The organism is Burkholderia sp. RF2-non_BP3 (assembly GCF_001522185.1).
Taxonomy (GTDB): Bacteria; Pseudomonadota; Gammaproteobacteria; order Burkholderiales; family Burkholderiaceae; genus Burkholderia; species Burkholderia diffusa.
The window spans coordinates 94,595-121,238 of sequence record NZ_LOSU01000023.1 but is presented as its reverse complement, the minus strand read 5'-3'; the positions used below and the strand labels follow the sequence as shown (position 1 = coordinate 121,238).

Sequence of the window (26,644 nt, the reverse complement as noted above, 5' to 3'; positions counted from 1 at the left end):
GTGCGCCGTCACTTTTCGACGATCGCCACGCGTATGCCGTTTGTAAGAATCGTAATTGTACCGGGTTCGTAGTTCACGCCGGCAAATTGCAGCTGCTCGGGCTTGAACGTGTAGATCGGGTAGTTGGTCAGCACCTGCGTCGCGAGCAGGCCGGCGGCCGCGCCGACCTGTTGCGCGTACATCTGCGCGTTGCCGTCGAGCACGAGGCTGTCGACGGCCGGCGCCTTCAGCACGACCGAGCGGCTCGGCGCGTCGTAAGCGAGCTGGCCCGACACGATGAACTTGCCGCTCACCGGTTCGCGCAGGAACGGACTCGCGAAATGCGCGTCGAGCTGCACGGCGACGCGGTTCTGGTCGGGCAGCAGGTTGACGGCCGGATTGGTGAGCGACACGTCGACCACCTGCGCGACCGTCTTCTGGTACGGAAACTTGCGCGCGACGGCTTTCTGCACGTCGCCGCGCGAGAACGTGTAGTGATCGGGGATGAACGGGAACGTCGACGCGCAGGCGGCGAGCGATACCGACACGCCGATGGCGCCGGCGCAGGCGGCGAGGAAGCGGCGCCGGCCGGGCGTGCAAGATGCGGTCATGCTGAACAATCTCCTGTATCGGGCGAAGCGGCAGTCGGGTTACCGGCTCGGCCGCAAGCTGTGCCGGGGACCGAAGTTAGTGCTTCGGCGCATGTCGCCGGTTCCATGCGCATGCGGGTGGACGGCAGCGCGGGCAATGCGTCAGCGGGCCGTGCCGGCGCCGGGCGACGGCTGCGTCGCGACCTCGAGGCGCGTCAGCCACGCGAGCGCGTGGTCGCGCGACGCACCGCACATCTCGGCGGACGGCTGCAGCCCCGAACAGCACGCGGGACGCTCGGGCCGGCCGAAGATCCGGCAGCGCAGGTCGTCGCCGAGCTGCACGCAGCGCACGCCGGCCGGCTTGCCGTCGGGCATCCCCGGAATCGGCGAGGAAATCGACGGTGCGATGCAGCACGCGCCGCACGCCTCGCGGCACGCATGCGGCGGCGGGACATCGGCGGGCGCCGGACGGACAGACATTTCGACGGACACTCTGCTCTCTCACGAACAACGAAAAACGATGCGGCAACCGGACGCAGCGTGCGGCAGCCCACTGCGCATTGTGCCACCGCCGGCTGCGACGTTATTACACAATGCAGCCGGAATGCGCGTTTATATACTCGAAAGCATCTAAAAAGCGCGAGACCATCATGAGTTCCGGTTCTGCCGACACCCTGTTCCGTCCCGATTTGCTCGCGAAGTACGGCACGAACGGGCCGCGCTACACGTCCTACCCCACCGCGCTGCAGTTCCGCGACGATTTCGACCCGGCCGACTACGTGCGCGCCGCGGGCGATCCCGGCGCGTCGTCGAGCGACCTGTCGCTGTACTTCCACATCCCGTTCTGCAACACGGCCTGCTTCTATTGCGGCTGCAACAAGATCGCGACCAACAACCGCCGCCGCGCGCGCCCGTATCTCGAGCAACTCAAGCGCGAGCTGGCGCTGCAGGCCGCGCTGTTCGATCCCGCGCGCCCGGTCACGCAGCTGCACTGGGGCGGCGGCACGCCGACCTTCCTGTCCGACGACGAAACGGCCGAGCTGATGGTGGCCACCCGCGAACACTTCGCGCTCGCGCCGGACGCCGACGCGGAGTTCTCGATCGAGATCGACCCGCGCACGGTCACGCCCGCGACGCTCGTGCACCTGCGCAACATCGGCTTCAACCGGCTGAGCCTCGGCGTGCAGGATTTCGACCCGGTCGTGCAGCAGGCGATCAACCGGATCCAGCCGCTCGCGATGACGGCCGACCTGCTGTCGACCGCACGCACGACGGGCTTCCATTCGGTCAGCGTCGACCTGATCTACGGGCTGCCGCACCAGACGGTCGCCGTGTTCGCGCGCACGCTCGAGACGATCATCGAACTCGCGCCCGACCGCCTCTCGGTATTCGGCTACGCGCACATGCCGCACCTGTTCAAGATGCAGCGGCAGATCGACGACGCGACGCTGCCGCCGCCTGCGACGCGGGTCGCGCTGCTCGGCCTCGCGATCGACATGCTGACGCAGGCCGGCTACGTGTACATCGGGATGGATCACTTCGCGCGGCCGACCGACGAACTCGTGCGTGCGCAGCGAAACGGCACGCTGCAGCGCAATTTCCAGGGCTACAGCACGCGCGCGGATACGGACCTGGTCGGCTTCGGCGTGTCGTCGATCGGCAAGGTCGGCGACGTCTACGCGCAGAACGCGAAGGACCTCCCGGCGTATGGCGCCGCGCTCGACGCGGGCCGGCTGCCGATCGCGCGCGGCGTGCGGCTCACGGCCGACGACCGGCTGCGCCGGGACGTGATCACCCAGCTGATGTGCAACCTCGAACTGCCGTTCTCGCACATCGAGGCCGCGCACGGGGTCCGCTTCGCCGATCACTTCGCACGCGAGCTCGACGCGCTGCGCGCGTTCGAGCAGGACGGGTTGCTGACCATCGCCGGCGACCGCCTGACGATCCACCCCGCCGGCCGGATGGTCGTGCGCAACATCGCAATGGCGTTCGACGCCTACCTCGGCCAGACGCCGCGGCAGCGCTACTCGCGCACCGTCTGACGCCGCACGGCCGCATGCGGGCGGCCGGTTTGATAAAGTAAGGGGCTCAACGCCCCTGCAAGAATCCGCACGATGCGCACCACCAAAGCAACCAACGCGGTCGAACGCCTGAAGACCCGTTCCGGCAACCCGCAATTCGCGGCCGTCGCGATGGCGGGCGGCCTGTTCTATCTGGTCGACCGCTCGGGCGGCACTGCCGAGAAGCGCAGCGAGCCGCTGCCGCTCGACGAATTCGTCAGGTTCGTCGACGAATTCGGCCCCAAAAAGCCGCGCAAGGCGAGCAAGCTCGACCTCGCATTCGAGGCGCAGATCAAGAAGAGCAAGGGGTAAAGGTCTGTTGCAGGCCGTCTGAAGGCTTCGCCGGTGCCCCGTTTGGTACAATCACGAAGTTTCTCTACCCCCGCTGATGGCCGACCTGGCTGCGTGACCACACCATGAATATCGAAAACGCGCGTTTCAACATGATCGAACAACAGATCCGGCCGTGGGACGTGCTGGATCTGGACGTCCTGGGCCTGCTGGCGATCGTCAAGCGTGAAAACTACGTGTTGCCCGAACACCGCGATCTCGCGTTCGCCGACCTCGAGCTGCCGCTGCCCGGCGGCAGCAGCAAGATGCTGTTTCCGCGCGTCGAAGCGCGCGTGCTGCAGGAACTGGCGGTCAAGAAGCACGAAAACGTGCTCGTGATCGGCGCGGGTTCGGGCTACCTGGCCGCGCTGTTCGCGCATCGCGCACAGCACGTGACGGCCGTCGATATCGATCCGACCATCGCAAAGTTCGCGGCGGACAACCTGCGCAACGACGGCGTGACGAACGCGGAAGTCGTGCTCGGCGACGGCTCGCTCGGCTGGCCCGACAAGGCGCCGTACGACGTGATCTGCGTCGCGGGCGGCCTGCCGGTCGTGCCGCAGCAGATGCTCGAACAGCTGAAGATCGGCGGCCGCCTGTCGGCGTTCGTCGGCGGCCGTCCGGTGATGAAGGCGCAAATCATCACGCGAATCGACGACAAGCAGTACCGTGTCGCCGACGTGTTCGAAACCTACGTCAATCACCTCGTCAACGCGATCGAACCGTCGCGCTTCAAATTCTGAGCGGCGGAGCTTCCATGCAGATCCTGACGCCCGCGATGCTCGCGGAATGGCTTCGCGATCCGGCGCGTCCCGCGCCGATCGTGCTCGACGTGCGCGAGCCGTGGGAAATCTCGACCGCGCAGATCGCCGGCAGCGTGTCGATCCCGATGCAGCAGATCCCCGCGCGCAGCGAGGAGCTCGACGACGAAGCGGAAATCGTCTGCGTGTGCCATCACGGGATGCGCAGCGCCCAGGTCGCGATGTTCCTCGAATCGCGCGGCTTCACGAAGCTGTACAACCTGCAGGGCGGGATCGACGCGTGGTCGCGCGACGTCGATCCGTCCGTGCCGCGTTACTGAGTGACTGACCTTCCGGCGGCGCATCGCGCGCCGCCACGGCGACCGGCCCGTTGCAGCCGATCGCTCCGATCCGCCGAACGGGCGCGCATGGCGCGCCCGTTTGCGTTTCTGCTTCCTCCTTCTTCGATTGATTCAGCGCGTCGCCCATCCGCGTTCGTTCGATGACGAACGGCGGCGGGCACCCGAACATGGCCCCCCGTCGAGCGGAGCGCCTCGCCCTTCCCGCCGCACTTCACGACCACGCCGGCACGACGCGGCCGGATGCATGCGCGGCGATCACGTTCCGCGCGTCCCTAAACAAGTGACCTTCGCGCTCGCACCCGCGCGCACGCCGTGCACCATTTGCGCCCGCGCGACTGCACCGCAACGGATCGCGCATGCTGCACGACGCGTCACGCGCACCACGCCGACGCCCCGCACCACCCCGCACAGGCACGCCCGGCGTGCATCCGCGCGACTGGCACATGCCTTGCGTTAGTTCGATGCCGGCGCCGTCACGGCGCACGCCTATCCAACACGTCAAGGGGAACTCGATGAAACGTCGCAGTCTGCTGAAGTTCGGTTCGATGGCCGGTGCACTCGCGCTGGCGGGCAAGAGTCCGTTCGCGCACGCGGCCGATGCGGGCACGGGTCCGATCAAGGTCGGCATCCTGCATTCGCTGTCGGGCACGATGGCGATCTCCGAAACGTCGCTGAAGGACACGGCGCTGATGACGATCGCCGACATCAACAAGAGCGGCGGCGTGATGGGCCGCAAGCTCGAGCCCGTGGTCGTCGACCCCGCATCGAACTGGCCGCTGTTCGCCGAGAAGGCGCGCCAGCTGCTCACGCAGGACAAGGTCGCGTGCGTGTTCGGCTGCTGGACGTCGGTGTCGCGCAAGTCGGTGCTGCCGGTGTTCGAGGAACTGAACGGCCTGCTCTATTACCCGGTGCAATATGAAGGCGAGGAAATGTCGCGCAACGTGTTCTACACGGGCGCCGCGCCGAACCAGCAGGCGATCCCCGCCGTCGAGTACCTGATGAGCGCGGAAGGCGGCGGCGCGAAGCGCTTCTTCCTGCTCGGCACCGACTACGTGTATCCGCGCACGACCAACAAGATCCTGCGTGCGTTCCTGAAATCGAAGGGCGTGAAAGACGCCGACATTCAGGAGGTCTACACGCCGTTCGGCCACAGCGATTACCAGACGATCGTCGCGAACATCAAGAACTTCGCGCAGGGCGGCAAGACGACCGTGATCTCGACGATCAACGGCGATTCGAACGTGCCGTTCTACAAGGAGCTCGGCAACCAGGGGATCAAGGCGACCGACGTGCCGGTGGTCGCGTTCTCGGTCGGCGAGGAAGAGCTGCGCGGGATCGACACGAAGCCGCTCGTCGGCCATCTCGCCGCGTGGAACTACTTCATGTCGGTGAAGAACCCGACGAACACGAAGTTCAAGGACCAGTTCGCCGCGTGGGTGAAGGCGAACAACCTGCCGGGCGGCGCGAAGCGCGTGACCAACGATCCGATGGAAGCGACCTACGTCGGCATCCACATGTGGAAGCAGGCGGTCGAGAAGGCGAAGAGCACCGACGTCGACAAGGTGCGCGTCGCGATGATCGGACAGACGGTTGCCGCGCCGTCGGGCTTCACGCTCTCGATGGACGGCAACCATCACCTGCACAAGCCGGTGATGATCGGCGAGATTCGCGGCGACGGGCAGTTCAACGTCGTGTGGAAGACGAAGACGGCCGTGCGCGCGCAGCCGTGGAGCCCGTTCATCGCGGGCAACCAGGGCAAGCCGGACATCGTCAGCTCGATTCCGGCGTTCCTGCGCCGGCAGCGCGCGGCGCTCGCCTGATGCGATGCGGAGCGCCGCGCACCGGCGTGGCGCTCCGTTCGCAGGCCGGTGCCGGCACTCGCCGCGATTGCGGTAACGCGCCGCACGCGCTCGCGCACCGCCGCACGCATTCGCTTTCCCACGCCCGACAGGATTTCCCGATGCCTACACGCTTTCGCCGCGCCGCCGTCGCGGTCGTCGCCTGTGCCGCGCTGGCGGGCGCGCTGCCGCGCGCCGCGTTCGCCCTGACGGCGGCCGATACCGCCGCGCTCGCCGGCGACGACTTCGACGCGAAGACGACCGCGATCGACCATCTCGCCGCCGATGCCGATCCGCGCGCCGTCGCGTTGCTCAATGCGCTGTCGACCGGCGACGCGCTCGCGACCGGCGACGGACGCCTGCTGATCCAGACCGGCGACACCGCGCACGACGCGCTCACGCAGGCCGCGACGCCGGCCGGCGACGCGCAGCCCGTGATGCTGAACAACCTGCTGCGCACGAAGATTGCCGGCGCGCTGTCGGGTCTCGCCCTCGCCTCGCCCGACGTCGCCGCGCGCCGCGACGCGATCGACGCGCTGCTGAAGTCGCCCGACCCGGCACTCAAGCCGATGATCGATCGCGCCCGCGCGAAGGAAACCGATCCGGCATTGAAGCGCCGCCTCGATGCGCTATGGGCGATCGCCGCGCTGCACGATGCCGATCCGGCGAAGCGTCTCGAAGCCGTGCAGGTGGTGGCCGCGCGCCGCGACCTCGACATGATCGAACAGTTGCGTCCGCTCGTCGCGAAGAACGCGGACGGCAGTTTCGCCGAGCCCGACGCACGCGTGCGCGAAGCCGCGCAGCAAGGGCTCGACGCATTGCACGCGCTGCAGCGCCGCGGCGAGATCGCGGGCACCGTGTTCGCGGGCCTGTCGCTCGGCAGCGTGTTGCTGCTCGCGGCGCTCGGCCTCGCGATCACATACGGGCTGATCGGCGTGATCAACATGGCGCACGGCGAATTCCTGATGATCGGTGCGTACGCAACCTATGTCGTGCAGACGCTGATCCAGCGCTATGCGCCGGCGGCATTCGACTGGTATCCGCTCGTCGCGGTGCCGGTGTCGTTCGCGGCGGCCGCGCTGGTCGGCATCGTGCTGGAGCGGCTCGTGCTGCGGCACCTGTACGGCCGCCCGCTCGAAACGCTGCTCGCGACCTTCGGCGTGAGCCTGATCCTGATCCAGGCGACGCGCATGCTGTTCGGCGCGCAGAACGTGCAGGTCGTGAACCCGTCGTGGATGAGCGGCGGCGTGACCGTGATGCAGAACCTGATCCTGCCGTACAACCGGCTCGCGATCCTCGCGTTCGCGCTGGCGGTCGTGTGCGTCGCCTGGGGCGTGCTGACGAAGACGCGGCTCGGCCTGTTCGTGCGCGCGGTCACGCAGAACCGCCGGATGGCCGCGTGCGTCGGCGTGAAGACCGCGCGCGTCGACGCGTATGCGTTCGCGTTCGGCGCGGGCATCGCGGGCCTCGGCGGCTGCGCGCTGTCGCAGATCGGCAACGTGGGCCCGGACCTCGGGCAAAACTACATCATCGATTCATTCATGGCGGTCGTGCTCGGCGGCGTCGGCCAGATCGCCGGCACCGTGCTCGGCGGCTTCGGGCTCGGCCTCGTCAGCAAGGCGATCGAGCCGTTCTGGGGCGCCGTGCTCGCGAAGATCGCGGTGCTCGTGATGATCGTGCTGTTCATCCAGAAGCGTCCGCAGGGCATGTTCGCCCCGAAGGGACGCAGCGCGGAGGCCTGACATGACTTCAATCACCGATTCGTTGTCGAACCCGATCGCCGACGCGCCGAAGCCTCCCGCCTCCGCGCGTGCGGAGGACGGGTTCGCGCTTGGCCTGCCGCCCCGCCCCGCGCTGCTGTCGCGCCGCGCGTGGCTCGCGCTCGTCGCGCTGTGCATCGCGATCGGCATCGGCGTGCCGCTCGCCGCGCTGGTCGCGCCCGAGTCGAGCGCGTTCCATTTGTCCGCGTACGCGATGACGCTCGCCGGCAAGCTGATGTGCTACGCGATCGCCGCGCTCGCGCTCGATCTCGTGTGGGGTTACTGCGGAATCCTGAGCCTCGGCCATGGCCTCTTCTTCGCGCTCGGCGGTTATGCGATCGGCATGTACCTGATGCGCGAGATCGGCCGCGACGGCAAGTACGGCAGCGACCTGCCCGACTTCATGGTGTTCCTCGACTGGCATCAGCTGCCCTGGTACTGGAGCGGCACGCAGCATCTCGCCTGGGCGCTCGCGCTGGTCGTGCTCGTGCCGGCCGTGCTCGCTTGGGTGTTCGGCTTCTTCACGTTCCGCTCGCGCGTGAAGGGCGTGTACCTGTCGATCATCACGCAGGCGCTGACGTTCGCCGCGATGCTGCTGTTCTTTCGCAACGAGACGGGCTTCGGCGGCAACAACGGCTTCACCGACTTCAAGCGCATCGCCGGGTTTCCGATCACGTCGCCCGGCACGCGCACGGTGCTGTTGCTGCTGACCTTCGCGACGCTCGTGCTCGCGTTCATCGCCGCGCGCGCGATCGTCACCAGCAAGCTCGGGCGCGTGGTCACCGCGGTGCGCGACGGCGAGACGCGGCTGATGTTCCTCGGCTACAGCCCGCTCGCGTACAAGCTGTTCGTATGGACGCTGTCGGCCGTGCTGTGTGGAATCGCGGGCGCTTTGTACGTGCCGCAGGTCGGCATCATCAACCCCGGCGAGATGTCGCCCGGCAACTCGATCGAAATGGCGATCTGGGTCGCGGTGGGCGGGCGCGGCACGCTGATCGGGCCGATCGTCGGCGCGTTCGCGGTGAACGGCGCGAAGAGCCTCTTCACCGCGTATTTCGCCGAATACTGGCTGTTCTTTCTCGGGCTGATCTTCGTGCTCGTGCCGCTCTTGCTGCCGCGCGGCATCATGGGCCTCGTCGACACACTGCTCGCAAAGGGGAAACGCGCATGAACGGCACGGCCCTCTACCAGTTCACGCCACCGGCCGAGGACGAGCTGCTGACCGTCAGCGGCACCGCATCGATGGGCCGCGTGGTGCCGCCCGGCATCGACACGTCGCACGGCACGATCCTCTACCTCGAGGACATCGAGGTGAGCTTCGACGGCTTCCGCGCGCTGAACAAGCTGTCGCTCGCGATCGACGCGGGCGAACTGCGCTGCGTGATCGGCCCGAACGGCGCGGGCAAGACGACGATGATGGACGTGATCACCGGCAAGACCCGCCCCGATGCGGGCAAGGTGTTTCTCGGCCAGACCATCGACCTCGCGCGGATGAACGAACCCGAGATCGCGCGTGCGGGGATCGGCCGCAAGTTCCAGAAGCCGACCGTGTTCGAACAGCATCCGGTGTGGGAAAACCTCGAACTGGCGATGCAGACCGACAAGGGCTGGCTCGCGTCGCTGCGCGCGCGGCTCGACCGCGCCGCGCAGGCGAAGATCGAGGAGACGCTCGCGCTGATCGGCCTCGAAAGCGACGCGTATCGCGCGGCCGGCGAGTTGTCGCACGGGCAGAAGCAGCGGCTCGAGATCGGCATGCTGCTGATGCAGCGCCCGGCTCTGCTGCTGCTCGACGAGCCGGCCGCCGGCATGACCGACCACGAGACGATGGAACTCGCGAAGCTGCTGAACACGCTGCGCGGCACCTGCTCGATGATGGTCGTAGAGCACGACATGGAATTCGTCGCGGCGCTCGCGGGCGACACGGGCCGCGTGACGGTGATGGCCGAAGGCGCGGTGCTCGCGCAAGGCACGCTCGACCAGGTCAAGCGCGACGACGCGGTGATCGAGTCCTACCTCGGACGGTAATCCAATGCTGAAGATCGATGCACTGAACCAGTATTACGGCGGCAGCCATATCCTGCGCAACGTCACGCTGGCCGCCGACGACGGCAAGCTCACCGTGCTGCTCGGCCGCAACGGCGTCGGCAAGAGCACGCTGCTGCGCTGCCTGATGGGCGTCGTCGCCGCGAAGAGCGGCAGCGTGTCGTGGCGCGGCACGGCGCTCGGCGCACTGCCGCCGTATGCGCGCGTCGCGGCCGGCCTCGCGTACGTGCCGCAGGGCCGCGACATCTTTCCGCGCCTCACCGTCGAGGAGAACCTGCTCGTCGGCGCGGCGAGCCGCAAGGCGCCGTCGAAAGTGCCCGACCGCATCTACGACCTGTTCCCGGTGCTGAAGGACATGCGCGCACGGCGCGGCGGCGACCTGTCGGGCGGCCAGCAGCAGCAGCTCGCGATCGGCCGCGCGCTGATGAGCGAGCCGCAACTGCTGATCCTCGACGAGCCGACCGAGGGCATCCAGCCGTCGATCATCCAGGACATCGGCCGCACGCTGCGCCAGCTCGTCGACGAATCGCGGATGACCGTGCTGCTCGTCGAGCAGTATTACGACTTCGCGCGCTCGATCGCGGACCATTACTGGGTGATGAGCCGCGGCGAGGTCATCGCGGGCGGCGAGGCGCGCGACATGGAAACCCACGGCGTGCGCGAGCTGATCGCGGTGTAGCGAGGAATACGGCACGCGATGACGTTGCCGCGAGGCGCCGGCGATCGACGCATGCCGGACGAACGTCGGCATCGCCGCCGCGCCGCCGCCCCTCCCCGTCGCCTCGTTCGGCATCCCGAACACCCAGGCGTATAGTGTTGCGGTAGCATCTCCGATCACCGCGCCCGTCTCCAGCTTCCCGCCGATGTCCGCCCTCGATTCCCACGCCCCGCTGTCCCGTCCCGCCGTTGCCAAGTCGTGGCGCGGCCGTCTCGAACTCGGCTTCGAGCGGCACGGCGCGCGCACGACGCTCGTCCACCGGCTGCACGACGGCCCGCTGCGCGTCCAGCGGCCGCTGTATCCGGAAGGCGACGCGATCTGCCACGCGGTCATCGTTCACCCGCCGGGCGGCGTCGCGGGCGGCGACCGGCTCGACATCGACATCACGCTCGGCGATGGCACGCACGCGGTGCTGACGACACCCGGCGCGACCAAGTGGTACAAGTCGAACGGCCTCGACGCGACGCAGCGCATCGGCATCACGGTCGGCGAGCACGCGAAGCTCGACTGGCTGCCGCAGAACAACCTGTTCTTCGACGCGGCCCACGCCGCGCTCGACTTCACCGTGACGCTCGGCGCCGGCGCGAGCGCGATCGGCTGGGACGCGACGCAGCTCGGCCGTCAGGCGGCCGGCGAAACGTGGTCGGCCGGCCGCATCGCGTCGGGTTCGGCACTCGTCGACGCCGACGGACGGCCGCTCTGGACCGAGCGCGCGCTGCTCGACGCGCACGATCCGCTGCGCGGCGCGCTGCAGGGCCTTGGCGGCTTTCCCGTGTACGGCACGCTGTGGGCGGCCGGCGCCGCGTGCGATGTCGCGCTCGCCGAAGCGCTCGCCGCGCGGATGCCGTTCGACGACGCACTGCGCGCGGGCGCGACCTGCGTGACGCCGGGCGTCGTGCTGGTGCGCGCGGTATCGACGTCGATGGAAGCGCTGCAGCGTCACTTCGCCGACTGCTGGCTTTACCTGCGGCCGCTCGTGCACGGTGTCGACGCACGGCCGCTGCGCCTCTGGCAGACCTGAGCGCGCGGCCCGCCACGCACCGTTTCGGCGCAGTCGCGCCGCCCACCCTGCCCACGATTCATGCATCGCGCACCACGATCGCGCATCGAGGCGCGTTCCATCGACATGGCACGCGCCTTGCTGCTTACATAACGGCTACACGACGCACGAAAAACGGCGCGGTGCTACGATGACCCGCGCCCCGGCCGGAACCCCGCGCACCGATAAAAATTACGTTTTCCTGAACGACTGCCTTCATGAAACTGACTCCCCGAGAAAAGGACAAGCTGCTGATCTTCACGGCGGCGCTGCTGGCCGAGCGCCGCCGCGCGCGCGGGCTGAAGCTCAACTATCCGGAAGCGGTCGCGTTCATCACCGCCGCGCTGATGGAAGCCGCGCGCGACGGCAAGACCGTCGCCGAGGTGATGCACTACGGCACGACGCTGCTCACGCGCGACGACGTGATGGAAGGCGTGCCGGAGATGATTCCCGACATCCAGGTCGAGGCAACCTTCCCCGACGGCACCAAGCTCGTCACCGTCCACCACCCGATTCCGTGACCGAGGTAGCACGCATGATCCCCGGCGAAATCCTCACCGACGACGGCGAGCACGAACTGAACGCGGGCCGCGCGACGGTCTCGCTCGTCGTCGCGAACACCGGCGACCGCCCGGTGCAGGTCGGCTCGCATTACCACTTCTTCGAAGTCAACGACGCGCTGTCGTTCGACCGCGCGGCCGCGCGCGGCTTCCGGCTCAACATCGCGGCCGGCACGGCCGTGCGCTTCGAGCCGGGCCAGACGCGCACCGTCGAGCTCGTCGAGCTGGCCGGCGAACGCGCCGTCTACGGTTTTCAGGGCAAGGTGATGGGGCCGCTGTAAGCCGCGCCCCGCTCTTCAGGAACAGCACATGACACTACGCTTGAGCCGCCGCGCATACGCGGAAATGTTCGGGCCGACGACGGGCGACCGCGTGCGGCTCGCCGATACCGAACTGCTGATCGAGATCGAACGCGACTTCACCACCTACGGCGAGGAAGTGAAATTCGGCGGCGGGAAGGTGATCCGCGACGGGATGGGTCAGTCGCAGCGGGTGGCCGCCGACGTGCCCGACACGATCATCACGAATGCGGTGATCCTCGATCACTGGGGCATCGTGAAGGCCGACATCGCGATCAAGCACGGCCGCATCGCCGCGATCGGCAAGGCGGGCAACCCGGACATCCAGCCGGGCGTGACGATCGCGATCGGCGCGGCGACCGAAGTGATCGCCGGCGAAGGGCTGATTGTGACGGCCGGCGGCATCGACACGCACATCCACTTCATCAGCCCGCAGCAGATCGACGAGGCGCTTGCATCGGGCGTCACGACGATGCTCGGCGGCGGCACGGGGCCGGCCACCGGCACCAACGCGACGACCTGCACGCCGGGCCCATGGCACATGGAGCGGATGCTGCAGGCCGCCGACGGCTGGCCGATCAACCTCGGCTTCCTCGGCAAGGGCAACGCGAGCCTGCCGCAGCCGCTCGTCGAGCAGATCGCGGCCGGCGCGATCGGCCTGAAGCTGCATGAAGACTGGGGCACGACGCCCGCCGCGATCGACAACTGCCTGTCGGTCGCCGACGACACCGACACCCAGGTCGCGATCCACACCGACACGCTGAACGAAGGCGGCTTCGTCGAATCGACGGTCGCCGCGTTCAAGGGCCGCACGATCCACACGTACCACACCGAAGGCGCGGGCGGCGGCCACGCGCCCGACATCCTGAAGGTGTGCGGCGAGGCGAACGTGCTGCCGTCGTCGACCAACCCGACCCGCCCGTACACGATCAACACGCTCGACGAACATCTCGACATGCTGATGGTGTGTCACCACCTCGATCCGTCGATCGCCGAGGATCTCGCGTTCGCCGAATCGCGGATCCGCCGCGAGACGATCGCGGCCGAGGACATCCTGCACGATCTCGGCGCGCTGTCGATGCTGTCGTCCGACTCGCAGGCGATGGGCCGCGTCGGCGAAGTGATCATCCGCACCTGGCAGACCGCGCACAAGATGAAGGTGCAGCGCGGCGCGCTGCCCGAGGACGGCGCACGCAACGACAACTTCCGCGCGAAACGCTACGTCGCGAAGTACACGATCAACCCGGCGCTCACGCACGGCATCGCGCACGAAGTCGGTTCGATCGAACCCGGCAAGTGGGCCGACCTCGTGCTGTGGGAGCCGGCGTTCTTCGGGATCAAGCCGTCGATGATCCTCAAGGGCGGGATGATCGCCATGGCGCAGATGGGCGATCCGAACGCGTCGATTCCGACGCCGCAGCCCGTTCACTACCGCGAGATGTTCGCCACGCGCGGCGGTGCGCTCGCGCGCACGTCGCTGACCTTCGTGTCGCAGATGGCCGCCGATGCGGGCATCGCCGAACGCTACGGGCTCGCGAAGCGCGTCGTGCCCGTGCGCAACTGCCGCAACGTGACGAAGGCCGACATGATCCACAACGCATGGCGCCCGTCGATCAGCGTCGATCCCGAAACCTACGACGTGATCGCCGACGGCCAGCTGCTCACCTGCGAGCCGGCGACGGTGCTGCCGATGGCCCAGCGCTATTTCCTGTTCTGATTTCCGGTTTTTCGTTCCATGCGCACCCTCGACAAACGCATTGCCCCGAACGTGAAGCTCGCCGCGTCGCTCGTCGCGCGCGCGCCGACGCTCACGCTCGCCTATGACGCCCGCTGCAAGAGCCGCCTCGCGGCGACGCTCGACACCGGCGAGGACGTTGCGGTCCTGCTGCCGCGCGGCACCGTGCTGCGCGACGGCGACGTGCTCGTCGCCGACGACGGCGCGCTCGTGCGCGTCGCCGCGGCGCCCGAGACCGTGCTGCTCGTGCGTGCGGCCGATCCGCTCACGCTGATGCGCGCCGCGTATCACCTCGGCAACCGTCACACGCCGGTCGAGATCGGCGACGGCTACCTGAAGCTCGAAGCCGATCCCGTGCTCGCGGACATGCTGCGCCGGCTCGGCACGCAGGTCGAAGAAACCAGCGCACCGTTCCAGCCGGAAGCCGGCGCATACGGCGGCGGCCACAAGCATGGACACGACGCGACGTTCGCCGAGGACTACGCACTCGCGCAGCAGGTATTCGGCGAGCATCACAGCCACTCGCACTCGCACGATCACGATCACGATCACGATCACGATCACGATCATCAGCATGGTCCGGGTTGCGCGCACGGCCACCACGGTCATGACCACCACTGAGCTCGTCGCGCTGCTGCATCTCGCGTCGCCCGCGCTGCCGATCGGCGCGTTCAGCTATTCGCAGGGGCTCGAAGCCGCGCTCGACGCAAACCTGATCCGTGACGCCGACACCGCGCGCGACTGGATCGCGAGCGGGCTGACCGACGTGCTCGCGCACGGCGAGCTGCCGTTCCTCGCGCACCAGCTCGCGCGCTGGCAAGCGCACGACGCCGATGCGCTCGCACGCGAGAACGCGTGGTTCGTCGCGAGCCGCGAATCGTCGGAGCTGCGCCGCGAAACCGAGCAGATGGGCTGGTCGCTCGCGCAACTCTGCGCGTCGCTCGAATGGGGTGATGCCGCGCGCCGCGCGACGCTCGCGTCGATCTCGCCGATCGCGCTGCCGACGGCGTTCGCCTACGCGGCCGCCGCGCACGATGCCGGCGCCGACGCGACGCTCGCCGCCTACGCATTCGGCTGGGTCGAGAACCAGACGTCGGCCGCGCTGAAAGCCGTGCCGCTCGGCCAGCTCGCCGGCCAGCGCATCATCGTCGCGCTGCGCGGCGCGATCGACGCGGCCGTGCGCCGCGCGCTCGCGACGCCGCCCGACGCCATCAACACGTTCGCGCCGCAGCTCGGCATCCTGTCCGCGCGGCACGAAACCCAGTATTCGCGGTTGTTCCGCTCCTGAATCCCACCCACGCCATGAACGCACCCGCTCTCTCCTCCGCCCGCCGCACCAAGAAACTGCCGCCGCTGCGCGTCGGCATCGGCGGCCCGGTCGGCTCCGGCAAGACCACGCTGCTCGAAATGCTGTGCAAGGCGATGCGCGAGCGCTACGACCTCGTCGCGATCACGAACGACATCTACACGAAAGAAGACCAGCGCCTGCTGACGGTCGCGGGCGCGCTGCCCGAGGAACGCATCATGGGCGTCGAGACGGGCGGCTGCCCGCATACGGCGATCCGCGAGGATGCATCGATCAACCTCGAGGCCGTCGACCGGATGCTGTCGCGCTTTCCCGACGCCGACATCGTGTTCATCGAATCGGGTGGCGACAATCTCGCGGCGACGTTCAGCCCCGAGCTGTCGGACCTGACGATCTACGTGATCGACGTCGCGGGCGGCGAGAAGATTCCGCGCAAGGGCGGCCCCGGCATCACGAAGTCCGACCTGCTCGTGATCAACAAGACGGATCTCGCGCCGCTCGTCGGCGCGAACCTCGACGTGATGGCGTCGGACACGAAGAAGATGCGCGGCGAGCGGCCTTACGTGATGACGAACCTGAAGGCGCTCGACGGCGTCGCGGACGTGATTGCGTTCATCGAGAAGAAGGGATTGTTGACGGTGTGAGCGACGCGGCGGCAGCATGCCGCCACGTCTACCCGGGGGGAAACGGCCTTGCGCCGCCCGCTTAGTCGTCGGATGCGCCGGCTGCGCCGTGCATCGCACGCCCGCCGCGCTCGACCGGCGGCAGCAGCGCCGCCAGCACGTCCACCGAGCGCGCCGTCGCGCCGCGATGGCGCGACGCGAACGCGGCGCCCGCCGCGCCCATCGCGATGCGCCGTGCCTTGTCGGCGAACAGCGCGTCGAGCACGTGCGCGAGATCGAGCGGATCCGCGACCTGCATCGCCGCGCCGGCCGCGACCGCATCGGCAGTCGCCTGCGTGAAGTTGAACACGTGCGGCCCGATCAGCACCGGCACGCCGACCGCACAGGCCTCGATCAGGTTCTGCCCGCCGAGCGGCAGCAGGCTGCCGCCGATGAACGCGACGTCGGCGGCCGCGTAGTACGCGCCGAGCTCACCCATCGAATCGCCGAGCAGCACCGTCACGTCGGCCGGCAACGGCTCGGCCGCGGCGGGCCGACCCGCGGCGAGCGCCGCCGCGTCCGCACCCCACACCGAACGCCGCACACACTTGAAGCCGTTGCGCGCAACCAGCGCCTCGACTTCGGCGAAGCGCTGCGGATGACGCGGCACAAGAATGAGGAGCGCGCCGGGCGTCTTCATCGCGGCGAACGCCTGCAGCACCAGCGCCTCCTCGTTCTCGCGCGTGCTGGCGGCGACCCACACCGGCCGCGTGCCGATCGCGTCGCGCCATGCATGGCCGCGCGCCGCCAGCTCAGGCGGCGTCGTCATGTCGAACTTCAGGTTGCCGAGCACGGTCACGTTGCGTGCGCCGAGCGACGTCAGCCGCTCGGCGTCGGCCGGGCTCTGCGCGAGCACGCGCGAGAAGCCACCGAACACGTCGCGCGTCGCCGCGCCGAACTTCGCCGCACGTCGATGCGAGCGCGCGGACATCCGCGCGTTGGTCAGCACGAGCGGCACGTCCGCGCGGCGGCACTCGTCGATCAGCGTCGGCCACACCTCGGTTTCCATCACGAGACCCAGCGTCGGCCGCCATACGCGCAGGAAGCGCCGCACCGCGCCCGGCATGTCGTACGGCAGATAGCAGCGCAACACGCGATCGCCGAAGATCTGCTCGCCGGTCGCGCGACCGCTCGGCGTCATGTGCGTGAGCAGAATGCGCGCGTCGGGACGCGCATGCATCAGCGCGTCGATCAGCGGCTGCGCGGCGCGCGTCTCGCCGACCGACACCGCATGCACCCAGATCAGCGGCGTGCGATCGTCCGGCGACCGGCCCGCGACGTGACCGAAGCGCTCGCCGATGTGCTCGCGATAGCCGCGCTCCTTGCGCGAACGCACATAGAGCCGGATGACCGCGATCGGCGCGACGAGCCACCACAGCGCGCGATAGATCGCCCTCAGCATGCGCGGGCTCCGAAACCGTGAAGGATGCGGTGCGCGCTCAAACCAGCGCCCTGCCCTGCAGGCGCTCGAGAATCCCGAGCGGCGCGCATTCGCGACGCACCATCGCGTCGACCGGCAGGAAGAAGGTCTGCTCGAGCATGAACTGGCCGGACATCACAGCGTGCGAAGTCTGGTCCGAGAAACATATCCACACGCTGCCCGGCGGAAACGGCATCGTCTGCTGCGGGCAGGTCTTCTGGTAGTCGAGATCGGCCTTCATGCTGTCGTGCAGGTTCAGCATCAGGTGGTCGTACGCGCTGCGCGGCGACTTCGTCACGTGCAGCAGGTTCAGCAGCCACGCCGAACCCGGGAACTGCGGCCGGATCTTCGGCAGGAAACGCTTCGCGACGTCCTCGAACGGCTCGCCGACACGCCACACGCGCGGCTGGCCGGCCGGGTTCACGTTCGTGAACACGCGCAGGATCCGCTCGCCGTAGTTCGGCCGCGACGGGAACGCGTCGACGTGCAGCCGGCTGTCGTCCTTGCGCCAGGACGTCTGGCGCGTCTCGACCTGCATCAGCCGCAGGCTCGTCGGCGCGACGCGCAGCTTGCCGCGGTATTCGGGAAAGAGGCCGTCGACGAGCGTGCCGGCCTGCTGCTGGAAGCGCGCGACCAGCGCGCGCACGGCCGACTGCGTGACGCTGTCGCCGAGCACGCCGGCGAGCGCACCGCCGTTCGGCGCGAGGCTGATGTTCTTGCGTTTCGGATCGGCGAGCGCCGGATCGAGCAGCGCTTCCTCGCCGCCTTCGATCGCGAAGCGCAGGTGCGGGAAATACAGCACCTTGCCTTCCTCGACCGCGGCGAGCAGCTGCTCGCGCGGCACCGACAGGTTGTGTCCGCTCCAGTCGGCGGACGGGACTTCGATGATCTGGGATTCGCTCATGATCGGTTCGCGTGCGTGACGGGCAGGGCAGGCATGACGGGCATCACAGCAGACCGAAGCCCGCGAGCACCGCCTTCACCTGCGAGATCGACGGCGGCTGCCCCGCCGTGCCGAGGTTGACGACGTTCGGCGACCAGTAACCGCCGGTGCGCCAGGCCGTCGCGAAATTGTACAGTTCGACCGTCGGACGCTTCAGCGCGGCCGCGATGTGAACCAGACCTGTATCAACCCCGACCGTCGCGGCCGCGCCGTCGATCAGGCCGACGACCGCCGGCAGCGACAGTTTCGGCGGCACGATCGCCGCCGCGCCGAACTCCTTCGCGAGCCGCTCGCTGGTCGCGCGCTCCGCGTCGTTGCCCCACGGCAGCACAAGCGACGCGCCGCGCCGCACGAGCGCCTGGCCGAGCTCGATCCAGGCAGCGTCGGGCCACTGCTTGTCGGCGCGCGACGTCGCATGCACGAACACCACGTACGGCACCGGCAGGTTCAGGCCGAGCGCCGCGACCGCGAGCGCCGCCGCACGCGTATCGAGGCCGAAGTCGACCGGATCGGCCGGCGTCGGCGCCGGGTCGCCCAGCGCGGCCGCGACCAGCTGGCGCGAACGCTCGACCACGTGCGTGCGCGGCGCGATCGGCACGCGCTTGCGATAGAAGAAGCGCACCGGCCATTCGTAGCCCGCGCCGTCGGTGCGGTTGCCGAGGCCCGCGAGCGGGCCGCGCGCCCAGCTCGCGACCCACGCCGTCTTGATGAGCCCCTGGCAGTCGATCACGAGGTCGTACTGCTCGGCCGCGAGGCGCTTGCGGAACGCGCGGATCTCGCGCCACGTCGCACCCGAGAACGGCTTCTTGCGCCAGCGGCGCAGCGAGAACGGCAGCACGTCGCGCACGCCGTCGACGAGCCGCACGAGGTCGACGAAGCTCTCCTCGACGAGCCAGTCGATCTGCGCGTCGGGGTGGCGACGCCGGATATCGGCGATCACCGGCATGTTGTGCACGACGTCGCCCAGCGACGACACGCGCACGATCAGGATCTTTTGCACGCTGAAAAAACGCCGGCGGACGGCCGGCGACAGGCATAAAGACGCGATTTTATCGCGCCCGGGGGACCACACAGGCAAAAAGCGGCCGCACGCCGTCGGCGTGCGCCGCTTTTCGGGGATGGCGCGACGATCGTTCGACCATCGTCGCGCCGGCGGCGGCCCGCAGGCCGCCGGGGTTCAGAACGGCAGCTTGACGTCCGGCTTCGCGGCCGTCAGCACGCGGCGGAAGTCGTCCTGGATGCGCTTGAGGCCTTCCTCGGTCTCGGATTCGAACCGCATCACGACGACCGGCGTCGTGTTCGACGAGCGCGCGAGGCCGAAGCCGTCCGGGTATTCGACGCGCAGGCCGTCGATCGTCACGACCTCGTCCGCGCCGTCGAATTTCGCCTCTTTCTGCAGCTTCTCGATCAAGCGGAAGTTCTCGCCTTCGTCGAGCCAGAGCTGCAGTTCGGGCGTGCTCATCGCGTCCGGCAGCGCGTTCAGCAGCGCGCTCGGATCGGCCGCCTTCGCGAGAATCTCGAGCAGGCGCGCGCCCGTGTAGAGACCGTCGTCGAAACCGTACCAGCGATCCTTGAAGAACACGTGGCCGCTCATCTCGCCCGCGAGCGGTGCGCCCGTCTCGCGCAGCTTCGCCTTCACGAGCGAATGGCCCGTCTTCCACATCAGCGGCTCGCCGCCCTTCGCCTTCACCCACTGCGCGAGATGGCGCGTGCACTTCACGTCGTAGATGATCTGCGCGCCCGGGTTGCGCGACAGCACTTCCTCCGCGAACAGCATCAGCTGGCGGTCCGGGAAGATGATCTGGCCGTCCTTCGTGACGACGCCCAGGCGGTCGCCGTCGCCGTCGAACGCGAAGCCGAGCTCGGCATCGGTGTCCTTCAGCGCCTGGATCACGTCCTGCAGGTTTTCCGGGTGCGCGGGATCGGGGTGGTGGTTCGGGAACGTGCCGTCGATGTCGGTGAAGCGCTCGACGAGTTCGCAGCCGAGCGCCTTGAACAGGCGCGTCGCGAGCGGGCCCGCGACGCCGTTGCCGGCGTCGACGACGAGCTTCAGCGGGCGCGCGAGCTTCACGTCGCCGACGATGCGCTCGATGTACTGGTCGGCGACGTCGAATGCCTCGTACGAGCCGCTGCCCGTCTCGTAGCGCTCGTCGACGATGCGGCGGTACAGCGCCTGGATCTGCTCGCCGTAGATCGCCGCGCCGCGCAGCACCATCTTGAAGCCGTTGTAGTCGGGCGGGTTGTGGCTGCCCGTGACGACGATGCACGAATCGACGCGACGCTCGCCGCCCTTCAGCGCAAGCGGCACGCTCGCCGCGAAATAGCCGACCGGCGTGGGCACCATGCCGACGTCGACGACGTCGACGCCCGCCGCACGCAGGCCATCGGCGAGTGCGCCGACGAGCTCGGGCCCCGACAGGCGGCCGTCGCGCGCGACGACGACCGCGTCGCCGCCCTGTGCGCGCACTTCGCTGCCGAATGCCCGGCCGATCCCGCGCGCCGTGTCGGCGTCGAGCGTCTTGCCGACCACACCGCGAATGTCATATGCCTTGAAGATGGATTGGGAGATCATCGATTCTCTCTCGGTTGCGTGCATGGAAAATAATCTGGCCGCCTTTCGCGCATGCCCGGCATCATACATGCGGGCCCGGCGCTGCAAGGAACGGGACGGCTGGAGCGGCCCCGATCCAACTTATAATCGCGGGTTTTGATGACGCGGATTCCGTCCATTTTAATGCCTAGCCGTTCCGCCGCCGCCACCCTGCCGCCCCCGGGCGCCCTGCCGGCCGCCTCGCGCGCGTGCGGCTGCCCCGCATGCTGAAGCGATTCGGCAACCCGGACGTCGCGAAGGCCGTCGCGAACCTCGTCTGGCTGGGGCTCGAACGGCTCACGCAGATCGGCGTCGCGATCGCGATCAGCGGTCTTCTGGCCCGCTATTTCGGGCCGGACGTGTTCGGCAAATGGCAGTATGCGAATACGCTTCTCCTCGTACTGGCACCGCTCACCTGGGTGTGCGGCGCCGAAATCCTGGTTCCGACCATCGTCCAGCGCCCGCCCGCACAACTCGGCGCGGTGCTCGGCAGCGCCTTCGCGCTGCGCATCGGCGTGTCCGCCGCCGCGCTCGTCGCGACCTGGGTCGCGATCGGCGCCGGCGCGTTCGATCCGCTCGTCGGCGCGATGCTCGCGGGCCTCGCGGTCACGATGGTGTTCCGCGAGCCGTTCGTCGGCGTGATCAACGCGTGGCTGCAGAGCATGACCTACAGCAAGCCGCAGCTCGTGACCAGCATGGTCACCGCGCTGGCGAAGGCGCTGTGCGTCTGGCTGCTGGTCCGCGCGGCCGCCGGCCCCGCCCGCTTCGCATGGCTGTGGGCGCTGGAGGCCGCCGCGATCGGCTTCGCGCTGCTGCTCTACTACCGCCATCGTAACGGCGGCACGCTCGGCTGGACGTTCGACAAACCGCTGTTCGGGCACTTCGCCACCGCCGGCACCGTGTTCTGGCTCGGCCTGATCTGCATGTATCTGTTCCTGAAGCTCGACCGCCTGATGCTCGAGCGTCACGTGTCGTTCGCCGACCTCGGCCGCTATTCGGCGGCCCAGCAGCTCAACGAGAACTGGATCACGCTCGCACTGATGCTCGCGCAGACCATCGCGCCCGCGTTCGTATACCGCGTGCAGGACGTCGCGCGGCTGCGCCGCAACATCGTCCGGCTGATCGCGATGACCGCCGGCCTGATGACGGCCGGCGCGCTGGTGCTGGATGCGGCCGCGCCGCTCATCGTCGGCAAGGTGTTCGGCCGCGGCTACGAGGCGTCGGTCGACATCTTCCGCTGGGCCGTCTGGCTGTCCGTGCCGGCCGGCATCGAGGCGATAGGCAATCTTATCGTTCTCAAATATCAAGCAAAATTCGTGTTGCTGGCGAAATGGGTGCTCGCGCTCGCGATCGCCGCGCTCGTCAACGTGTTCGCCATCCCCCCGCTCGGCCTGTACGGCGCGCTCGTCGGGCTGGCGGCCGGCTATGTTGCCGCCGCCGCCGTTAATTTTTATTACATTCGTATCAAGCTGCGCCCATGACGTCTCCCGATTGCCCGCCCCCGCTCGACGACGTGGCCGTGCTGATGCCGGCCTACAACGGCCACGACGACGTCGTGCGCACCCTCGCGTCGTTTCGCGAGGACGCGCCGGTGCACGTGCTGATCGTCGACGACGGCAGCACGCCGCCGATCGCGGCGCCCGACCTGCCCGGCCTCGCGGTCGAGGTGCTGCGCATGCCGCAAAACGGCGGCATCGAGCGCGCGCTCGAGGCCGGCATCGACGCGCTCGCGGCGCGCGGCTTCCGCTATGCGGCCCGCATCGACGCCGGCGACCTCGCCGCGCCGCAGCGCCTCGCGAAAGAGCGCGCGTATCTCGACGCCCACCCGCGCGTGGCCTGCGTCGGCATGTGGACCCAGGTCGTGTCGCGCGCCGGCGAGCCGCGCTTCATGCTGACGCCGCCCGCCGATCCGCGCACGCTGCGCCGCACGCGCTTCCTGCGCTCGCCGCTCGTGCATCCGTCGGTCATGTTGCGCATCGACGCGGTGCGCGAAGTCGGCAACTATCGGGCGAAGTACCGAGCGGCCGAGGATCTCGATCTTTTTTTACGGTTAATGCAACGCTACGATTGCGCGAACCTGCCCGAGCTCGGCCTCTACTACGAGCTCAACGAGGGCGGGATCAGCGCGACCAAGCGCCGCCGCCAGCTGATATCGACGCTATCGCTGCTGCTGCGACACTTCAACGTTCTGAACCCGTACGACTGGGCCGGCCTCGCCAAGAACCTGCTGCATTTCGTGACGCCGTACCGCACGTTGCAGCGGATCAAGCGGACGCTGTTCGCGGCGCGCCCGACCGCGTAGTCCTCATCCGGCATTTTCGACGCTTTATTTTTTCTTTTTTTTCATGTCCGCTACCCCCTCGCTGCGCATCGCGCTCGTCTGCAACACGGCCTGGGCGATCTACACGTACCGCCACGGGCTGATCCGTGCGCTCGTCGCGCGCGGCGCCGAGGTCATCGTGATCGCGCCGCACGACCGCACGGTGCCCCTGCTCGAGCAGATGGGCTGCCGCTATGTCGCGCTCGCCGTCGCGTCGAAAGGCACGAGCCCGCGCGAGGATCTCGGCACGCTTGCCGCGCTCGTGCGCCATTACCGCGCGCTCAAGCCCGATCTCGTGTTCCATTACACGATCAAGCCGAACATCTACGGGTCGATCGCGGCGTGGCTCGCGCGCGTGCCGTCGATCGCGGTCACCACCGGCCTCGGCTACGTGTTCATCCAGAAAAGCCGCGCGGCCAGCGTCGCGAAGCGCCTGTACCGGTTCGCGTTCCGCTTTCCGCGTGAAGTCTGGTTCCTGAACCGCGACGATCTCGCGACCTTCACCGACGAGCAGCTGCTTGCGCACCCCGACCGCGCGCGGCTGCTGCACGGCGAAGGCGTCGACCTCGAACAGTTCGCGCCGGCGCCGCTGCCCGCCTGCCGTGGCCCGGTGTTCATCCTGATCGGCCGGCTGCTGTGGGACAAGGGCGTGCGCGAATACGTCGAGGCCGCGCGCGTCGTGCGGGCCCGCTACCCGGATGCGCGCTTCCAGCTGCTCGGGCCGCTCGGCGTCGACAATCCGAGCGCGATCGGCCGCGCGGACGTCGACGCGTGGGTCGGCGAAGGCGTCGTCGAGTATCTCGGCGAGGCGCACGACGTGCGCCCGCACATCGCGGCGGCCGATTGCGTCGTGCTGCCGTCGTACCGCGAGGGCGTGCCGCGCACGCTGATGGAAGCGTCCGCGATGGGCCGCCCGATCGTGGCGACCGACGTGCCGGGCTGCCGCGACGTCGTGGCCGACGGCGAAACCGGCTTCCTGTGCCGCGTGCGCGACAGCGCGAGCCTCGCCGAGCAGTTGATCCGCATGATCGAACTCGGGACCGCCGGGCGCGATGCGATGGGCGCGCGCGGTCGCCGCAAGGTCGCCGCTGAATTCGACGAGCAGCAGGTCGTCGAACGTTACCGGCAGACCATTCATACATTGACCGGCATCACACTCTGAAGGAGCGCATCAGCATGACCGCTAAAGGCACCATCCTCGTTACCGGCGGTGCGGGCTACATCGGCTCGCACACGGCCGTCGAGCTGCTCGACAACGGCTACGATGTCGTGATCGTCGACAACCTCGTCAACAGCAAGGCCGAGTCCGTCCGGCGCATCGAGCGAATCACGGGCAGGACGCCCGCGTTCCACCAGGTCGACGTGTGCGACGAAGCCGCGCTCGCGAAAGTGTTCGACGCACATCCGATCACGGGCACGATCCATTTCGCGGCGCTCAAGGCGGTCGGCGAATCGGTCGCGAAGCCGCTCGAGTATTACCAGAACAACCTCGGCGGACTGCTCTCCGTGCTCAAGATCATGCGCGAGCGCAACGTCAAGCAATTCGTGTTCAGTTCGTCCGCCACCGTGTACGGCGTGCCGGAGCGCTCGCCGATCGACGAATCGTTCCCGCTGTCCGCGACCAACCCGTACGGCCAGTCGAAGCTGATCGCCGAGCAGATTCTGCGCGATCTCGAGGTATCGGCCCCGTCGTGGCGCATCGCGACGCTGCGCTACTTCAACCCGGTCGGCGCACATGCGAGCGGGCTGATCGGCGAGGATCCGGCCGGCATCCCGAACAACCTGATGCCGTACGTCGCGCAGGTCGCGGTCGGCAAGCTCGAGAAGCTGCGCGTATTCGGCTCCGACTACCCGACGCCGGACGGCACCGGCGTGCGCGACTACATCCACGTCGTCGATCTCGCGAAGGGGCACATCGCCGCGCTCGACGCGCTCGCGAAGCGCGATGCGAGCTTCGTCGTGAACCTCGGCACGGGCCAGGGCTATAGCGTGCTGGAAGTCGTGCGCGCGTTCGAGAAGGCGTCGGGCCGCCCGGTGCCGTACGAACTCGTCGCGCGCCGCCCGGGCGACATCGCCGAGTGCTACGCGAATCCGCAGGCCGCCGCCGACCTCATCGGCTGGCGCGCGACGCTCGGGATCGAGGAGATGTGCGCCGACCACTGGAAATGGCAGGAGGGGAACCCCCGCGGTTTTGTATAATCCGCTGTCCATTTTTCGAGCGATCCCATGCTCAGCTTCGCGTCCGGCTTCATCGTCTCCCTGCTCGTCACGCTGTTCATCGTGCGCTATGCGCATCTGCACGAGAAATTCTCGATCGACAGCGATCTGGCCGGCGTGCAGAAATTCCACGTGCGGCCCGTGCCGCGCGTCGGGGGCATCGGGATCCTCGCCGGCGTCGTCATTGCCGCGCTGCTCCTGACCCGGCGCTATCCGGCGATCGCCGGCAGCATTCTCGGCATCGTGGCCTGCGGGATGCCGGCGTTCCTCTCCGGACTCGTCGAGGACCTGACCAAGCGCGTGTCGCCGCGCGCGCGGCTGCTGTGCACGATGGGCGCGGCCGCGCTGGCGTTCTGGCTGCTGAACATCGCGGTCACGCGCATCAGCGTGCCGCCGCTCGACTTCCTGCTCCACTACGTGGCCATTTCGGCGTTCATCACGGTGCTCGCGGTCGCCGCGCTGGCCAACGCGATCAACATCATCGACGGCTTCAACGGTCTCGCGTCGATGGTCAGCTTCATGATGTTCGCGTCGCTCGCCTACGTCGCATTCCACGTCAACGACCCGGTCGTGATGTCCGCGTCGATCATCATGATGGGCGCCGTGCTCGGCTTCTTCCTGTGGAATTTCCCGGCCGGCCTGATCTTCCTCGGCGACGGCGGCGCGTATTTCATCGGCTTCATGCTCGCCGAGCTCGCGATCATGCTGGTGATGCGCAATCGCGAAGTGTCGGCGTGGTATCCGGTGCTGCTGTTCATGTATCCGATCTTCGAGACGTGCTTCTCGATCTACCGGAAGAAGTTCATTCGCGGGATGTCGCCGGGGATTCCGGACGGTGTGCACCTGCACATGCTCGTGTACAAGCGGCTGATGCGATGGGCCGTCGGGACGAAACATGCGCATGACCTCACGCGGCGGAATTCGCTCACCTCACCTTATCTGTGGCTGCTGTGCCTCGTTGCCGTGATTCCGGCGACGCTGTTCTGGCGACACACGGTGCACCTGTTCGTTTTTGTGGTGCTGTTCGCGCTGACCTATGTGTGGCTGTATATCAGCATCGTCAGGTTCAGGGCGCCGCGGTGGATGGTGGTGAGGAAGGAGAAGCGGGGGCATTGAGGGGGGAGGCGGCCGGC

27 protein-coding genes are annotated in these 26,644 nt (G+C 68.3%); 21 read left to right on the top strand and 6 right to left on the bottom strand.

Annotation, left to right across the window (positions count from 1 at the left end; all coding sequences use genetic code 11):
- Window positions 1-8: 8 nt before the first annotated feature.
- Both WS45_RS08650 and WS45_RS08645 read right to left on the bottom strand, forming a co-directional pair.
- Window positions 9-590: a DUF1439 domain-containing protein gene (locus WS45_RS08650; RefSeq protein ID WP_059530276.1), complete on the bottom strand. Its 582-nt coding sequence runs from the start codon at window positions 588-590 to the stop codon at window positions 9-11.
- 141 nt (window positions 591-731) lie between these two features.
- Window positions 732-1,049: a YkgJ family cysteine cluster protein gene (locus WS45_RS08645; RefSeq protein ID WP_059690765.1), complete on the bottom strand. Its 318-nt coding sequence runs from the start codon at window positions 1,047-1,049 to the stop codon at window positions 732-734.
- Between the two features lie 170 nt (window positions 1,050-1,219).
- Between WS45_RS08645 and hemN the strand changes: the two genes are divergently transcribed.
- The 16 genes from hemN (at window position 1,220) to ureG (ending at window position 16,003) form a co-directional block, all read left to right on the top strand.
- Window positions 1,220-2,611 carry an oxygen-independent coproporphyrinogen III oxidase gene (hemN, locus tag WS45_RS08640; protein WP_059690764.1) on the top strand — a complete coding sequence of 464 codons (1,392 nt, stop codon included), beginning with the start codon at window positions 1,220-1,222 and terminating at the stop codon, window positions 2,609-2,611.
- A gap of 72 nt (window positions 2,612-2,683) precedes the next feature.
- Window positions 2,684-2,941 (top strand): hypothetical protein, encoded by a 258-nt coding sequence (locus WS45_RS08635; protein ID WP_059448113.1) that lies wholly within the window; start codon window positions 2,684-2,686, stop codon window positions 2,939-2,941.
- A gap of 104 nt (window positions 2,942-3,045) precedes the next feature.
- Window positions 3,046-3,702, top strand: a complete 657-nt coding sequence (locus WS45_RS08630; RefSeq protein WP_059530282.1) for a protein-L-isoaspartate O-methyltransferase family protein — start codon at window positions 3,046-3,048, stop codon at window positions 3,700-3,702.
- A 14-nt stretch (window positions 3,703-3,716) separates the two neighbouring features.
- A complete protein-coding gene (locus tag WS45_RS08625) occupies window positions 3,717-4,040 on the top strand; it encodes a rhodanese-like domain-containing protein (RefSeq protein WP_059530285.1) in 324 nt (107 codons plus the stop codon).
- A 533-nt stretch (window positions 4,041-4,573) separates the two neighbouring features.
- A complete protein-coding gene (urtA, locus tag WS45_RS08620; protein WP_059699402.1) occupies window positions 4,574-5,881 on the top strand; it encodes an urea ABC transporter substrate-binding protein in 1,308 nt (435 codons plus the stop codon).
- 140 nt (window positions 5,882-6,021) lie between these two features.
- Window positions 6,022-7,641: an urea ABC transporter permease subunit UrtB gene (urtB, locus tag WS45_RS08615; protein WP_059690839.1), complete on the top strand. Its 1,620-nt coding sequence runs from the start codon at window positions 6,022-6,024 to the stop codon at window positions 7,639-7,641.
- Between the two features lies 1 nt (window position 7,642).
- Window positions 7,643-8,830, top strand: a complete 1,188-nt coding sequence (urtC, locus tag WS45_RS08610) for an urea ABC transporter permease subunit UrtC (protein WP_059530292.1) — start codon at window positions 7,643-7,645, stop codon at window positions 8,828-8,830.
- A complete protein-coding gene (gene urtD / locus WS45_RS08605; protein WP_059530295.1) occupies window positions 8,827-9,684 on the top strand; it encodes an urea ABC transporter ATP-binding protein UrtD in 858 nt (285 codons plus the stop codon). Before urtC ends, urtD begins: the two co-directional genes overlap by 4 nt.
- Before the next feature lie 4 nt (window positions 9,685-9,688).
- Complete coding sequence (gene urtE / locus WS45_RS08600; protein WP_059690763.1) at window positions 9,689-10,381, top strand: urea ABC transporter ATP-binding subunit UrtE; 693 nt, start codon at window positions 9,689-9,691, stop codon at window positions 10,379-10,381.
- Window positions 10,382-10,565: 184 nt separating this feature from the next.
- Window positions 10,566-11,441, top strand: a complete 876-nt coding sequence (locus WS45_RS08595; protein WP_059699400.1) for an urease accessory protein UreD — start codon at window positions 10,566-10,568, stop codon at window positions 11,439-11,441.
- 236 nt (window positions 11,442-11,677) lie between these two features.
- Window positions 11,678-11,980 (top strand): urease subunit gamma, encoded by a 303-nt coding sequence (ureA, locus tag WS45_RS08590; protein ID WP_006048588.1) that lies wholly within the window; start codon window positions 11,678-11,680, stop codon window positions 11,978-11,980.
- Between the two features lie 14 nt (window positions 11,981-11,994).
- Window positions 11,995-12,300, top strand: a complete 306-nt coding sequence (locus WS45_RS08585) for an urease subunit beta (RefSeq protein ID WP_059448107.1) — start codon at window positions 11,995-11,997, stop codon at window positions 12,298-12,300.
- Window positions 12,301-12,328: 28 nt separating this feature from the next.
- On the top strand, window positions 12,329-14,035 hold the full coding sequence (gene ureC, locus WS45_RS08580) for an urease subunit alpha (RefSeq protein ID WP_059699397.1): 1,707 nt from the start codon (window positions 12,329-12,331) through the stop codon (window positions 14,033-14,035).
- A gap of 18 nt (window positions 14,036-14,053) precedes the next feature.
- Complete coding sequence (gene ureE, locus WS45_RS08575) at window positions 14,054-14,674, top strand: urease accessory protein UreE (RefSeq protein ID WP_059699395.1); 621 nt, start codon at window positions 14,054-14,056, stop codon at window positions 14,672-14,674.
- Window positions 14,661-15,341 carry an urease accessory protein UreF gene (locus tag WS45_RS08570; protein WP_059699393.1) on the top strand — a complete coding sequence of 227 codons (681 nt, stop codon included), beginning with the start codon at window positions 14,661-14,663 and terminating at the stop codon, window positions 15,339-15,341. The genes ureE and WS45_RS08570 overlap by 14 nt, the downstream gene beginning before the upstream one ends.
- Window positions 15,342-15,355: 14 nt before the next feature.
- On the top strand, window positions 15,356-16,003 hold the full coding sequence (gene ureG / locus WS45_RS08565; RefSeq protein ID WP_059530309.1) for an urease accessory protein UreG: 648 nt from the start codon (window positions 15,356-15,358) through the stop codon (window positions 16,001-16,003).
- Between the two features lie 61 nt (window positions 16,004-16,064).
- On the opposite strand, the gene waaA is transcribed toward ureG, so the two are convergent.
- The 4 genes from waaA to WS45_RS08545 all read right to left on the bottom strand — a co-directional run bounded on the left by waaA (window position 16,065) and on the right by WS45_RS08545 (window position 20,956).
- Window positions 16,065-17,423, bottom strand: coding sequence for a lipid IV(A) 3-deoxy-D-manno-octulosonic acid transferase (gene waaA / locus WS45_RS08560; RefSeq protein WP_059699391.1), 1,359 nt, complete (start codon window positions 17,421-17,423; stop codon window positions 16,065-16,067).
- Between the two features lie 37 nt (window positions 17,424-17,460).
- Window positions 17,461-18,345 (bottom strand): Kdo hydroxylase family protein, encoded by an 885-nt coding sequence (locus tag WS45_RS08555; RefSeq protein ID WP_059530314.1) that lies wholly within the window; start codon window positions 18,343-18,345, stop codon window positions 17,461-17,463.
- Between the two features lie 43 nt (window positions 18,346-18,388).
- Window positions 18,389-19,384: a lipopolysaccharide heptosyltransferase I gene (waaC, locus tag WS45_RS08550; RefSeq protein ID WP_059530317.1), complete on the bottom strand. Its 996-nt coding sequence runs from the start codon at window positions 19,382-19,384 to the stop codon at window positions 18,389-18,391.
- Between the two features lie 177 nt (window positions 19,385-19,561).
- Window positions 19,562-20,956: a phosphomannomutase/phosphoglucomutase gene (locus WS45_RS08545; protein WP_059690756.1), complete on the bottom strand. Its 1,395-nt coding sequence runs from the start codon at window positions 20,954-20,956 to the stop codon at window positions 19,562-19,564.
- Window positions 20,957-21,198: 242 nt separating this feature from the next.
- Between WS45_RS08545 and WS45_RS08540 the strand changes: the two genes are divergently transcribed.
- From WS45_RS08540 to WS45_RS08520, 5 genes are read left to right on the top strand one after another with little or no spacing between them, the layout of a single operon-like run.
- Window positions 21,199-22,455, top strand: coding sequence for a lipopolysaccharide biosynthesis protein (locus WS45_RS08540; RefSeq protein WP_059530322.1), 1,257 nt, complete (start codon window positions 21,199-21,201; stop codon window positions 22,453-22,455).
- Window positions 22,452-23,276 carry a glycosyltransferase gene (locus WS45_RS08535; RefSeq protein WP_059699389.1) on the top strand — a complete coding sequence of 275 codons (825 nt, stop codon included), beginning with the start codon at window positions 22,452-22,454 and terminating at the stop codon, window positions 23,274-23,276. The genes WS45_RS08540 and WS45_RS08535 overlap by 4 nt, the downstream gene beginning before the upstream one ends.
- Before the next feature lie 43 nt (window positions 23,277-23,319).
- On the top strand, window positions 23,320-24,456 hold the full coding sequence (locus tag WS45_RS08530; RefSeq protein ID WP_059699387.1) for a glycosyltransferase family 4 protein: 1,137 nt from the start codon (window positions 23,320-23,322) through the stop codon (window positions 24,454-24,456).
- A gap of 14 nt (window positions 24,457-24,470) precedes the next feature.
- A complete protein-coding gene (gene galE / locus WS45_RS08525) occupies window positions 24,471-25,493 on the top strand; it encodes a UDP-glucose 4-epimerase GalE (RefSeq protein ID WP_059699385.1) in 1,023 nt (340 codons plus the stop codon).
- Between the two features lie 27 nt (window positions 25,494-25,520).
- On the top strand, window positions 25,521-26,627 hold the full coding sequence (locus tag WS45_RS08520) for an MraY family glycosyltransferase (RefSeq protein WP_059699383.1): 1,107 nt from the start codon (window positions 25,521-25,523) through the stop codon (window positions 26,625-26,627).
- Window positions 26,628-26,644 lie beyond the last annotated feature (17 nt).